Source organism: Enterococcus sp. DIV1767 (assembly GCF_050542585.1).
Lineage (GTDB): Bacteria > Bacillota > Bacilli > Lactobacillales > Enterococcaceae > Enterococcus_D > Enterococcus_D innesii.
In genome coordinates, this window is sequence record NZ_CP172936.1 from 901,434 (window position 1) to 914,488 (window position 13,055).

Below are 13,055 nucleotides of genomic sequence, written 5' to 3' on the forward strand. Positions count from 1 at the left end.
AAAAGGAGCGACTATGAAACTATCAGAAATGCAAAAAGCGATCTATCAAAACAAAATCGATCACCAATTCAATGTCACAAATATTGAAAAAGAGTTTTTGGCTTTATATGGTGAAATAGGGGAAGCCTTTGACGCGTATCGGAAGCAACAAGAGGTAGGAGAAGAATTGGCGGATGTGGCGATTTATCTTCTTGGGTTAGCGGAAATCCTTTCCATCGATCTTGAAGCAGAGATTCATAAAAAAATGGCCGTCAACCAAAAGCGCCGTTATACCAGTTATGGCAATGGCTATGCAAAACGAATCGATGATTGATACACGCAGAAAAATTAGTGGATTCTACGAGTATAGGCTCTTACCGAAATAGAAATGGAAGCAGGAGATAGGATGGAAAAGAACGTAAGCATGCGTGAATTAACAACGGCAGATTTAGCAGAAGTCGTGGACCACTATATTGCTGTATTTTCAGCAGAACCATGGAATGACCAATTGACAGTGCCGCAAATCACCGACTATGTATCATCAATGATGGCAATGAATACTTTTATTGGTTATCGACTAACAGATCGAGCATCGAATGAATTGATTGGTCTTTCTTTAGGCTTTATCAAGCCCTGGTATCAAGGAAAAGAGTATGTGATCGATACCTTTTTAATTACTGGCACGCACCAAGGAAAAGGCTTAGGTTCCACTTTTTTAGAAAGGATCAAAGAGGATCTACTCAAGAAAGAGATCCCAACGATCCTGTTAGATACTGAAGAAAGTATGCCCGCAGCGGATTTTTATAAAAAGAATGGCTTTAAACCGCTACCAGATAATGTGAGCTATTATTTATCTCTAGATTAATTCAAGCATGTCAATAAATAAAAAAGTCTGCGAAAAAAATCGCAGGCTTTTTAGTTATGCACAGTTTCAATAGGTTTATCCACAATATGTTGTAGGAACGTGTTTTCGCCTACTAAATATTGTGCTTGATCCCCGTTGAAATAAGAAACTGTCGCTTCTTTGAGGAAGTATTTCCCTTTACTGCATTGATGGTAGTCATTCGGTGATTTTCAAGGTGACTTGGCAATGGTTGAGATAGAAAGTATCATAGCCTGCTTTTTTTCGATTACAATAAAGACGAGACTCGCAACCCTTCGGCGAAGCCTCGTCTTTTTACAGATCAACAGAAAAAGAAAACGCAGGAGTCTACGCTTTCTTTTTCTGTTCTTCTTTTTTCTTGTCTGTGGTCTGTACGGAATCTAGGGCTTTTTTGAAAATCTCTTCTTTTTTCGTTTTATAGTTATGTTGTCGTTCAGCATAAACTTTTTCTTTCGTCTTTGTTTTCATACTCGGTCACCTCTTCCTTTTTTTTAAGTATAGCACGATTTCACAAACTCATGCAAATGCTTGGTTTTATCCTTGGTATTATAATCTTTTGAATAAAATAAATTGTGAAAATATTTCTTTCGGTAGAAGTGAGTGACTTCTCTATCAAATAATTCGTATCCAGTTGGAAGCGATGTAACAGGATTTCATCATAGCGTCGATCACACTGGTGAAAGAAGCATTCTTTTTGAAAAAACTTTTTCACAGGATCCCTTGTGTAAAAAAGGAATGATAAATGGGTGATTTTAGTATCGATTTTTGAAGAATGGGATAAGAAAAGAAATGTTATTCAAATAACAGTCTTGTTTTTCAAAAAGTGGGTTTGTTTGCAAAAAAATTCCTGTTTTTATTCGCGAATTAAAATAACGTTGAATGAAATAGCGTTTTTCTGTAGTTTATAGAAATCTTTGTAAATAGAGTGCCATTGAGCAACACCAAAGAGAAAGTGATCAAAAAGAATAACGCAGGAAAATAAATGACACGTTTTATTAAACGTAAAGTAAAAAAATACAAAACGAAAACAATATCAAAAAATATTAATTTTTGTTAAAATGGGGTACAGGGGGTGTTTTATTGGAATCTCGGAAAATCAAACGTAAGCGTTTAGTGAAACAAAAACGGTCCCTTTTCGTACAAAAAGGATTGGGTATCACAGCAGCGTTAGCATCAACATCAGGTGTCTTTACGTCTCTTGCTCATGCGACCGAAACGACGAACGCTTCGTCATCAACCAACACAACTGCTACTCTTGCCAGATCGTCAGCTGAAACGGCGATCAATCGACAATTTAAAACAACAGCTTCACTGAATGTTCGTTCAAATGCTTCAACAAGTGCCTCTATCGTAAGTGGTGTAGGAGCAAATACAACAATCACTGCGGTGGCTCAAAAGAACGGTACCTCAGTGAATGGCAATACAACATGGTATAAGCTATCAACAGGCGGCTGGATCTCAGGGGCTTATGTGAAGAGCACCTCAGGCTCCTCTTCTGCCAATACAGGCTCGTCCAATTCGTCGTCTTCTTCATCGGAAAAAGCAATTTCGAAATCAGTGAAAACGACTACTGCATTGAACGTCCGTTCAAATGCAACGACAAGTTCTAGTGTCGTACGCGGTTTGAGCAGTAATGCGACAGTACAAGTCGTTGCACAAAAGAGTGGTACATCGGTGAATGGCACGACCACTTGGTACAAATTGTCCACAGGCGGTTGGATCACGGCAGCCTATGTCAAAGATGTGTCCAGTAGCTCCACAGGCAATAGTTCTTCTGGCGGCAATACAAGTGTTTCTGCAGAAACGGCTATCAGCAAGAACGTGAAAACAACAGCGGCATTAAATGTTCGTTCGAGTGCCTCAACAAGCGGCAGTGTCGTTGGCAGCCTAAGCAACAGCACGACGGTGAAGGTCGTTGCCCAGAAAAATGGCACATCCGTTGGCGGCACCAATGTTTGGTACAAAGTATCGACCGGTGGCTGGATCACAGCGGCATATGTGCGTGATGTCACGTCTAGTTCTGGAAATACAAGTAATAATAATAATTCAAACACAGGTTCAAACAATACTGGCTCATCAAACGGCTCAAGCAATGCGAGTGAGCAAGCCATCAATAAGACGTTCCAAACAACCACTGGTATGAATGTCCGCTCAAATGCATCAACTTCTGCAAGTGTAGTCAGCAGTTTGGGCAGCAATGCGACCTTCAAAGCAGTTGCTCAAAAACAAGGCACGTCAGTCAATGGCAATACCACTTGGTATAAGTTATCAACGGGTGGCTGGGTATCTGCAGCATATGTCAAAGAAGTCAGTGCAACGACTCCTGGCAACAATAACAACGCAGGCAATACCAATGTTCCAATGAGCGTGGATGGAGCAGCGATCGTTGCAGAAGCTAGAAAACATATCGGCACTCCTTATCAATGGGGAGGCAAAGGACCAGATGTCTTCGACTGTTCTGGGTTTACACGCTACGTCTTCTTAAAAGTGACGGGCAAAAACATCGGTGATTGGACAGTCCCACAAGAAAGCGCAGGGACGATCATTCCTGTCTCGCAAGCACAAGCTGGCGACTTGCTGTTCTGGGGTCAAAAAGGGAATACCTACCACGTAGCGATCGCTACAAGTAATACAAGCTATATCCATGCGCCAAGCACGGGTTATACAGTCACCGAAGCACAATCAGGCTTTTCGACTGCTAGCTTCGCTCTACGTGTGAAATAAATATTTCATTGAAAAGGCAAAGGGTTTGTCCTTTGTTAGAAACGCCCCTAAGAAAGCTGCAATCAGTTTTCTTAGGGGCGCTTTTTGTGCTGGGCGCAGATCTTCTAAAAGATGGGACATTGCCCTTGTTTTTTTTGACAAAAAGGCCGATTTGTCAAAATATCTTGTTTTTACTAGTACAAATTTTTGTCAAAAAAAAAAGTTACTGATACCATAAAAACGTACCAATATTAGGAGGGATCTACATGAGATATACGAACGGAAATTACGAAGCTTTTGCAAGAAGCAGAAAACCGAAAGATGTCGAAAAGAAAGAAGCCTATATTGTTGGTGGGGGATTAGCAGGACTTGCTGCGGCAGTCTTCTTGATCCGTGACGGCCATATGGCGGGTGAGAAAATCCACGTCCTTGAAGAACTTTCTTTATCAGGCGGTTCATTAGACGGAAAATTCATTCCCCATGATGGATTTGTGACCCGCGGCGGTCGCGAAATGGAAAATCATTTTGAGTGCCTGTGGGATCTATTTCGCTCGATTCCATCCTTGGAGGTGGAAGATGCTTCGGTGTTAGATGAGTTTTACTGGTTGGATCACGATGATCCAAATTCGTCTAACTGTCGGATTATCCACAATCGCGGTCAACGAGCAGCAGATGATGGAGAATTTACGTTGTCTGCTACAGCACAAAAAGAATTGACCCAATTATTTATGACTTCAGAAGATCAATTGATCGGGAAAAAAATCGAAGATGTTTTTGGCGAAGAATTCTTTGAATCTAATTTTTGGCTATACTGGTGTACGATGTTCGCCTTTGAAAAATGGCATTCGGCGATTGAAATGCGCCGCTATGTGTTGCGTTTTGTGCACCATATCGATGGCTTGCCTGATTTTACTGCGTTAAAATTTACCCGTTACAACCAATATGAGTCATTGGTCAAACCACTACTTGCTTATTTGGAAGAACAAGGAGTTGACTTCCAATATGAATGCACCGTCAGCAATATCGATGTTCGGATCGTGGGCGAGGAAAAAGTTGCTCAAAAACTTGTGCTAGAAAAAGCGGGAGCAATCGAAGAAATTCCTTTGTCAGAAGATGACTTGGTCTTTGTTACCAACGGATCGATCACTGAAAGTTCCACGCAAGGGGACCATTATACCCCAGCGCCTATCTCAAAAGCACCTGGTGGCAGCTGGCGTTTATGGAAAAACTTGGCGGCGCAATCGCCTGAGTTTGGTCATCCAGAAGTCTTTTATGAAAACTTACCTGAAGAAAGCTGGTTTGTTTCGGCAACTGTTACTTGGCAGAATTTTGATGTGGAACCTTATTTAGAAAAATTGACCCATCGCAAGTTACGAACAGGCAGAATCGTCACTGGCGGGATCATCACCATCAAAGATTCCAATTGGATGATGAGCTTTGCGACCCATCGCCAACCGCACTTTAAAGAACAAAAAGACCAACAAACGATCACATGGGTGTATGGATTGTTGTCAAATACGCCAGGAAACTACATCAAAAAACCAATTGAACAATGCTCTGGACAAGAAATCGTGCAAGAACTGCTTTACCATTTAGGCGTGCCGGAAGCAGAAATCCAACGCATTTCAAAAGAATCAAGTGTGGCAGTTCCAGTATACATGCCGTTTATCACTTCTTACTTCATGCTGCGTGAACCAGGTGATCGGCCATTAGTTATTCCAAATGGCTCCAAAAACTTAGCCTTTATCGGTAATTTCGCAGAGACTGAACGAGACACTGTATTTACAACAGAATATTCCGTTCGGACCGCCATGGAGGCTGTTTATCAGCTATTAGATGTGGAACGCGGGGTACCAGAAGTGTTTGCTTCCGCTTATGATCTACGTACTTTGGCCAAAGCTGTCTATTATCTGACCGATAAGAAAAAAATCACGGAAATGGAGCTGCCGTTTATCGAACGGAAACTCTTGGAGGGCTTCGTTAAGAAAACCGAACATACCTACATTGGCGATCTGTTGAAAGAAAACCATTTGATTTAAATAAAGCGCAACGACAACGAGGCGAAAGAAACTGCTCGTGGTCGTTGCGTCTTTTATTTACTTTTCCAACGCTGTTTGAACGATCCTTATTCCTCAGATAAAATCCGTACTTGGATCTCTGTCAAATAAGCTTGCTCGTTGCTAAGGGTCGTTTCGTGGATCGATCGTTCATAGAAGTAGTCATCGATTTGCCATTGGTGCGTCGCAATCAGCTGCTTGAGTTTTTGATAGAACTGCTTCAATCCTTCGTCATCCCCCTGATAAATGGCGGTTAAATAGTATCCTGCCGGTTTCACGAAGGAAGCACGTTGTGGTTCTTCTTGCCGCACGTAAACGTAGTCGATGTCTTGCGTATCGTCTTTGTTCGTCCGAATCATAAAACCATATTCGTTATTTGAGAAAAGATAAGGCTGTGCCATCAAAAGGTCGTAGGCTTGGGTGATCATCTCTGGGATGGAGCTACCGTTTAATCTAGGACTAAGGGAGAAATATTCCTCTGGCTGTTCCTTCAAGGTGAAGGGGGAAGTTTTTTCTGCAGCTAGGCGCAAATCCGCCGCTTTTCGTTCGATGATTTTTTTGATGTTGCTCAACTGCTGAATTTTTTCATCGATGGTTTGCCGCTTGGCTTCCAATAAGTTTCTCATGGTCTCGGCATCCCCCTGCAACGCTGTTTGGATCTCTTTTAAGGGCATCGATAATTCTTTCAGTGATAGGATCAATCCGAGATCCAATAGTTGATCAAGGGAATAATACCGATACCCGTGCTCGTCTTTGCTGTTTGGTTGAAATAGCCCAATCTCGTCATAATAGTGGAGTGTCCGAGGATTGATCCGCGCTAAGCGTGCCATTTCCGATACTTTTAATTTGGTTTTCATGGCGTTCCTCCTTGACTTTACAGTTACTGTAAACTTTATACTAAGGATAGTCAACTACTGGGAGGAAGATAGAATGAATAAACAAGTAACATATCGACCATTTAAACGAGAAGATCTGTCTGCGCTTGTGCAAGTAATTATTGATAGCTGGAACTACGACAAGCAATTTGACAAGATGACCGCCAAGCACTTTGCTCATGTCTTTTTGTGTTATGAACTTGCCCGTGCGACCTATTCACGTGTGGCTCTTTTAAATGGTGAAGCTGTCGGTATCTTATTAGCAGACAGTAAAAGAGGGAAGAAGCTTCATCCAATGCACTATTGGGGGAAAACGATTTGGCATGCTGGCTGCTTACTGCTTACGAAAGAAGGGAGAAACACGCTGTTGCATTATGCCAAAGAGGTGGCTGAGTTAAATCAAGCGATGTTGAAAGATTTACAAACTCCTTTTCAGACCGAAGTTGGTTTGTTTGCCGTTAGTCCCAAAACACAAGGATTGGGTGTAGGCAAGCAGCTCTTTACTTCCTTTTTAGCGATGGTCCAGCAGGAAAAAACGGCTCCGTTTTTCCTTTATACCGATACCACCTGTAATTACGGTTTTTATGAGCATATGGGCTTGAAGCGGGCAGCTGCTGTGAAACGCTGGATCAAAAAACCGATTAAGAAGGAAATCGAGTTTTATATCTATACTTCCTAAGAGTGCAGCGATGCACTCTTTTTTCATTGGCTAGTATGGTAAACTGGAAGCAAAGAAGGTCAAGGAAGCTGTTTTCGTTTTATGGAAACGGCGCTTATTTTGGTCGAAAGCGATGGCTCGATCCGCTTTCGTAAAAAGGATGGGGAATGGGAAAGGATGGTTTATTTGGAAAAAAAGCAGATAGGGTTTATTTTAAGTGATATTGATGGGACGATCTTGGATCATAAGCATCAAATCGATCTGGATTTGATTGAAGAAATCAAACGATTGAAGCAGCAAGCGATTCCTTTTGTTTTGGCTTCCGCTCGCTCCCCGAAAGGAATGCTACCGATAGCTCAAGAGTTAGGGATAGAAGACTGGCCCTTGGCTTGTTACAACGGTGCCCTGATTGGACGATACGATCAACAGGGCACACTGGTACCGATTTTCAGTCATGAGGTCAAAAAAGCAGAAGCAAAAACTTTGGTTGCGCGCATCAAAGCTGATTTTCCTGGTGTTTCCATCAATGTCTACTCTGGTGATCAGTGGTATTGCGAAAGAGTGGACCAATGGGCACGAGCAGAAGCGGCGATCACCAAAGAGACTCCTGTAGAAACTTCATTAGAACAACTGTTGGCACAAGAAGCTTTTGAGGTTCATAAGTTTCTTTTGATCGGCACAACAGCAGAAATCCAAGCGCTTCATGCTGCCTGCCAGAACGCTGGATTTTTAGAAAGCGCCTTTTACTTATCCAAAGAGAATTATTTGGAAGTCACTCATCAAGCTGTGGGAAAAGATAAGGCGCTAAATGAATTGGCGGCCTATTTTCAAGTGCCGCTGGCGCAAACCTTAGCGATCGGCGATGATTTTAACGACCTGCCAATGATTGCTTCAGCTGGTATTGGTGTTGCGATGGAGAATGCGCCCGAATTGGTCAAAGCAAAAGCTGATTTTGTGACGACTAGCAGTACAGACCATGGGGTTGCTGATGCGTTGCGGCGATTTGTCACAGAATAGATAAAAAAACTAGGTTTTTTGAACAAATTGATTGACTTTCATTTCTACTCTCCTTAAACTTTTAGCTATACCTAAAAAGGTAAGTGTTTGTTGGAAAGAAGGAGAAAAATGAATAAGAAGATCGAGAAGACATTGACCAAATTTGCCGAGTCGTTGAGGCTCTCAGTTGATACTTCCACCGGGGTGATTTATGGAACGTATCATAGTTATAAACTTTTTTTAGTTCAAGAGAATAACAATAGTTATTCGCTAGTGGCCCATTTTTCACTTAGCAAAGATGGCGAACTTCCCAACCAAGAAGAAGTCAAAGAAGTTTTAAGTGAGTCAAAAGAGATCATCGACTGTGTGATCCAAGGATATCAAGTTGCCTATACATTACGCGGAGCGATGACTGCAGGGAAAACCGTGGACAAGTTACGTACTGCGTTGGACCAGTTGACGAATTTTTTGAAGACCAAAGGTTTCCAAAATGCTTGTACCTTCTGCGGCGCGGTCACTGAGCCGGTTTCGCTGTATGCGATTGGCGGCGCTCCCGTCATTGCCTGTGAAGCTTGCTTTAAGAAACAACAAGAAGCAGTCCTTGCGCAAGAACGGGAAAAAGGGCAGAAAAAAGAAAATTGGTTAGCTGGAACCGTGGGTGCGTTTCTTGGCTCACTGATTGGTGCTGGCGCAATTATTTTATTAGGACAACTGGGGTATGTTGCTGCATTGTCTGGGATCGCGATGGCGATCTGTGCCATCAAAGGGTATGAATTACTAGGTGGAAAACTCAGCACAAAAGGTATTATTAGTAGTATTATCGTCATGATCATCATGGTCTATGTCGGGAATCGTATTGACTGGTCGATCAGTGTAGCGAATTATTACACGGACGTTGATGTCTTCTATGCTTTCCGTATTTTACCTGATTTAATTCGTGAAGGGTATTTGGAAGCGAGTCAATATTACGGGAACTTAGGTCTGGTCTATCTCTTTACGGCGATTGGGGCGGTGCCAACTATTATCGCTGCGGTACGAGAGGGTAAAGTGACGCGTCAAAGCTACAAAATGGAGTAATCCACTTTTCTATCCAAAGATAAAAAAACACAATGCGAGATCTCTTTCGCTTTGTGTTTTTTGTTTTTGTGTCATAAATAATAACATGCAGTGTTAACATAAAAAATAAATAATAATAAAATGAGAAAAATAGCTTGCTTTTATAATTAATATTTATTAAAATCTTATTTACATTCAGATTTTTGTAATAATTCTGAAAATTTTGGATTTTCATAAGGGGTAGGTAAGATGAAGAAAAAATGGGGATATGGTGTCGTCGCTGTTTGTGGAATCGTATTAGCAGGTTGCTCAACAGGAGGGACATCAAGTACAGGTGAAAGTTCAAGTGGTAGTGGGACAGCAGCTGCCGAACAAATTTTTAATGTTGTGGTTCAACAAGAAATGCCTAGTGCCGATCTATCCTTAGCCACCGATACGATCAGTTTTAGTGCTTTAAATAATGTGTATGAAGGGTTGTACCGCTTAGATGCTGAGAGTAAGCCCGAACCAGCAGGTGCCGCCGAATTAGCGGAAGTCAGTGAAGATGGTCTGACCTATAAATTGAAATTACGGGAAGATGCCAAATGGTCAAATGGAGAACCAGTAACAGCAGCGGATTATGTCTTTGGCTGGCAACGCACCGTAAGTGCGGAAACAGGTTCTGAATATGCGTACTTATTTGCGCCCGTAACCAATGCCGAAGCGATAACTGCAGGTGAAAAAGATGCCTCAGAATTGGGGATCAAAGCAGTCAGTGACTATGAATTAGAAATAACGCTGACGACACCTACGCCATACTTCCAATACTTATTGGCATTTCCATCCTTCTTCCCACAAAGCCAAGCAGTCGTAGAAGACAACGGCGATCAATATGCTTCAACAAGCGACAATGCCGTTTACAATGGACCGTTTGTGTTAGCTGGCTTTGATGGTCCAGGAACCGATACAGAATGGTCATATGAAAAGAACGACCAATATTGGGATAAAGATACAGTGAAACTTGATACGATCAATGTCAGTGTCGTAAAAGAATCATCGACCTCCTTGAATCTATTCCAGGATGGGCAAGCGGACGACGTCATCTTAACAGGAGAATTGGCGCAGCAAATGGCCAATGATGAAGCATTTGTGTCAGAACCATTAGCCCGTACTTCCTATATCGAGTTGAATCAGCGAGAAGAAGATTCGCCATTCCGCAATGAGGATCTGCGTAAAGCAATCTCTTATGCCATCGATCGTGATGCATTAGTGACATCGATTTTAGGTGATGGCTCATTGGCTTCCACAGGATTGATACCAAAAGGAATGACCTTTAACCCAACTGATAATACTGATTTTGTCGATGAAGCGGAAAGTGTCATTGAATACGATCAAGAAAAAGCCAAAGAACATTGGGAAAAAGCCAAAGAGGCTTTGGGAATCGATTCTTTAAGTTTTGAAATTTTGGCCTCTGACACAGACTCAACCAAAAAAGCCATTGAATATATTCAAAGTGCGATTCAAGATACGCTTGATGGGGTGAAAGTTAGCCTAAGTCCCGTACCTTTCTCTGTTCGTCTTGATCGTTCAAACTCAGGTGATTTTGATGTCGTTATGGGTGGTTGGGGTGCTGACTATGCGGATGCCAGCAGTTTTACAGATCTATTTGTAACCGATAATTCATACAACCGCGGTCGTTGGACAAGTGAGGAGTACGATGCAGCAGTGAAATCGTCTGCCACGACAAACGCTGGCAATCCAGATGCCCGCTGGCAGGATTTGTTGGATGCAGAGAAAATCATTATGGATCAACAAGGGGTCATCCCTGTGTACCAAAACGTTGAAGCTCATTTACGTGCACCAAAAGTAAAAGGGGTCGTTTCTCACGGTGCCGGTGCGCAATACGATTACAAGTGGGCAGTTATTGAAGAATAAGCGCCTAAAGAAGAAGCTGGTTTTGCGTAAGCAAGCCAGTTTTTTTCTTGTGCTTTGTTCTTACTTACACAATGTTAGTAATGAGAGCGGATGCAATTGTTTATAAAAAAACAAAAAAAGTTGGCAAGGGATCAATGATCAACTTGCCAACCTCGTTTTTTATTCATCTATTTCACAGAAATCCAGTGAAAGATTATTCGCTAACTGTTACGTCGCCTGTTACAGAAGCGCCATCTTCGTCAAGTGTTGCTGAATCTTGGAATTCTTTTGAAGTGAATGTTACGTTACCTTCAACTTTTGCACCGTTCAATACAAAGCCGTTAGCATTCACTTCAACGTCACCTTTGATTACACCGTGAACGATGTTGAAGTTTTCTGAGTTAACGATCAATTTAGGAACAGTTACTGTGTATTCAGCTGTTACGTTGCGGTCTTCATCTTGTGAGTACAATGCAAATTTACGGTAGATATCAGCAGAGTCGTCACCTTTGTCGTGGAATTCGCCATCAACGGTTACATCGTTATCAAATGTCATGTCGCCAGTTACAGCAACGATCCAGTTACCATCTGCGCTCAATGCTTTTTCAATGACTGAAGTTTGATCACTGATAGAAGCAGTTGAAACAACGTCATCTGATGATTCAGTTGATGCAGCAGTTGAAGCTGCTGTTGATGATGATGAGCTTGCAGCTGTGTCGTTATCTGAACTACATGCAGCTAAAAGAGTGCCTCCCATAAGCAATGATGCAGCGATTAAAGTGATTTTAGTTTTTTTCATGTTTCCTTCTCCTTTGTATTCCCATAGTTTTCTTAAAAACAAAATGATTATACCATACCGAAGTGAAGTTTGTGAAACAAAAAACATAAATGAGGAGAAATTTAATAAATAGCAGCCTAGGATTAAAAAATCTTCAAAGAAACTAAGAATAAATGAGTGAGGCTTACGAATGAATGAGACATCTCATTCACAAAGAACCCTCCATTATGGAAGAAATGCACTTCTTCTATAATGGAGGGTCATTATTACATGCGCTTTCGATCCGTCAACTGCTTGAACTTCGATACGATCAAATCCATGATGAACTGATACATAAAGGCATGAGTTTGGAAATGGGTTTGATGAGGGAAGATGATTGCTTCTTGGACAAAAGGAAGTTCCGAGATCTGTGGGTTGGCGGTGATCACGATGACTTTGGCTTTGGTTCGATCGAAGAAATCTTTCCGTGGCGTTCCATTTCGAATTTGTTGCTTGGTCAAGTAGTCACCGGAATTGGTAAAAATAATAAAAAGCGATTCTTCATCGGCAGATTTGATGATTTCTTCCTGTACGAGATCGTCTTGGAAGGTCCGAATGAACTTGCCGTTGTAAGCTAGTTTGATCTGGAAATCAATAGCAGCCGATTCTGAGAATAAAATTCCAAAAGCAAAGACATTTTTATGTGAAACAATTGCTTGTGCGACCCGTTCGATGGCTGGCAGATCAAGATGATGCCGCAGATAATCGATGTCTTGTATCACTGCGTCAAAATAGGAGTCTACGCCTTCTTGCTCCAAAGCAGACAAAATATTCGAGCGATAATTTAGCGGATTGTTGAAGCGGTTCTCGATGAAAGCTGCGTTGTCTTTTAAATCACCATAGTCATCAAAGCCTAAGGTACGGGCGAATTTTGAAACGGTTGACTTTGACACATGGCAAAGAGCGGCGAATTCACCAATACTTAGAGTTTGAATCTGATCATAATGGTTGATCATGGTCAAACCGATATAGTAGTTGGTGGAATCAGTGGGTGCATTATTTAAAAGATTCAATAAACGAATGATTAAGAGGCCCATTTTCTTTCCTTTCTTGTAAGCAGTTTCCAAATTGCGAACTTTCGCAGGTGAGAGAAAAAAATCTGCTATAGTAACGCCATAAAGCGCTTTATAAATCAAAC

Annotated in this window: 12 protein-coding genes; 8 read left to right on the plus strand and 4 right to left on the minus strand. The window is 41.7% G+C overall.

Annotated elements, in window-relative coordinates; all coding sequences use genetic code 11:
* The first annotated feature begins 13 nt into the window (after positions 1–13).
* Together IGI78_RS04330 and IGI78_RS04335 are read left to right on the plus strand one after the other, a co-directional pair.
* Positions 14–313 (plus strand): MazG-like family protein, encoded by a 300-nt coding sequence (locus tag IGI78_RS04330; RefSeq protein WP_195266012.1) that lies wholly within the window; start codon positions 14–16, stop codon positions 311–313.
* Between the two features lie 72 nt (positions 314–385).
* The gene (locus IGI78_RS04335) at positions 386–844 is read left to right on the plus strand and encodes a GNAT family N-acetyltransferase (protein ID WP_081118375.1); all 459 of its coding nucleotides are present in this window, start codon (positions 386–388) and stop codon (positions 842–844) included.
* Positions 845–1,189: 345 nt separating this feature from the next.
* Here the strand turns inward: IGI78_RS04335 and IGI78_RS04340 are convergent, their stop codons facing one another.
* A complete protein-coding gene (locus tag IGI78_RS04340) occupies positions 1,190–1,330 on the minus strand; it encodes a hypothetical protein (RefSeq protein WP_170920126.1) in 141 nt (46 codons plus the stop codon).
* Between the two features lie 612 nt (positions 1,331–1,942).
* On the opposite strand from IGI78_RS04340, the gene IGI78_RS04345 reads away from it, so the two are divergent.
* Positions 1,943–3,586 (plus strand): SH3 domain-containing protein, encoded by a 1,644-nt coding sequence (locus IGI78_RS04345; protein WP_077453567.1) that lies wholly within the window; start codon positions 1,943–1,945, stop codon positions 3,584–3,586.
* A 245-nt stretch (positions 3,587–3,831) separates the two neighbouring features.
* Complete coding sequence (locus tag IGI78_RS04350) at positions 3,832–5,604, plus strand: oleate hydratase (protein ID WP_008377255.1); 1,773 nt, start codon at positions 3,832–3,834, stop codon at positions 5,602–5,604.
* 86 nt (positions 5,605–5,690) lie between these two features.
* Here the strand turns inward: IGI78_RS04350 and IGI78_RS04355 are convergent, their stop codons facing one another.
* Positions 5,691–6,479 (minus strand): MerR family transcriptional regulator, encoded by a 789-nt coding sequence (locus IGI78_RS04355; protein ID WP_195266010.1) that lies wholly within the window; start codon positions 6,477–6,479, stop codon positions 5,691–5,693.
* Positions 6,480–6,552: 73 nt separating this feature from the next.
* On the opposite strand from IGI78_RS04355, the gene IGI78_RS04360 reads away from it, so the two are divergent.
* The 4 genes from IGI78_RS04360 (at position 6,553) to IGI78_RS04375 (ending at position 11,121) form a co-directional block, all read left to right on the plus strand.
* Positions 6,553–7,176 (plus strand): GNAT family N-acetyltransferase, encoded by a 624-nt coding sequence (locus IGI78_RS04360; protein ID WP_086293145.1) that lies wholly within the window; start codon positions 6,553–6,555, stop codon positions 7,174–7,176.
* Between the two features lie 156 nt (positions 7,177–7,332).
* Positions 7,333–8,172 carry an HAD family hydrolase gene (locus IGI78_RS04365; RefSeq protein ID WP_195266125.1) on the plus strand — a complete coding sequence of 280 codons (840 nt, stop codon included), beginning with the start codon at positions 7,333–7,335 and terminating at the stop codon, positions 8,170–8,172.
* 108 nt (positions 8,173–8,280) lie between these two features.
* The gene (locus tag IGI78_RS04370) at positions 8,281–9,228 is read left to right on the plus strand and encodes a hypothetical protein (protein ID WP_195266008.1); all 948 of its coding nucleotides are present in this window, start codon (positions 8,281–8,283) and stop codon (positions 9,226–9,228) included.
* Between the two features lie 228 nt (positions 9,229–9,456).
* A complete protein-coding gene (locus IGI78_RS04375) occupies positions 9,457–11,121 on the plus strand; it encodes a peptide ABC transporter substrate-binding protein (RefSeq protein WP_195266006.1) in 1,665 nt (554 codons plus the stop codon).
* Positions 11,122–11,314: 193 nt separating this feature from the next.
* On the opposite strand, the gene IGI78_RS04380 is transcribed toward IGI78_RS04375, so the two are convergent.
* Positions 11,315–11,899, minus strand: coding sequence for a polymer-forming cytoskeletal protein (locus IGI78_RS04380; RefSeq protein WP_010747631.1), 585 nt, complete (start codon positions 11,897–11,899; stop codon positions 11,315–11,317).
* A 245-nt stretch (positions 11,900–12,144) separates the two neighbouring features.
* Positions 12,145–12,954, minus strand: a complete 810-nt coding sequence (locus IGI78_RS04385; protein ID WP_086293137.1) for a MurR/RpiR family transcriptional regulator — start codon at positions 12,952–12,954, stop codon at positions 12,145–12,147.
* Between the last annotated feature and the right edge of the window lie 101 nt (positions 12,955–13,055).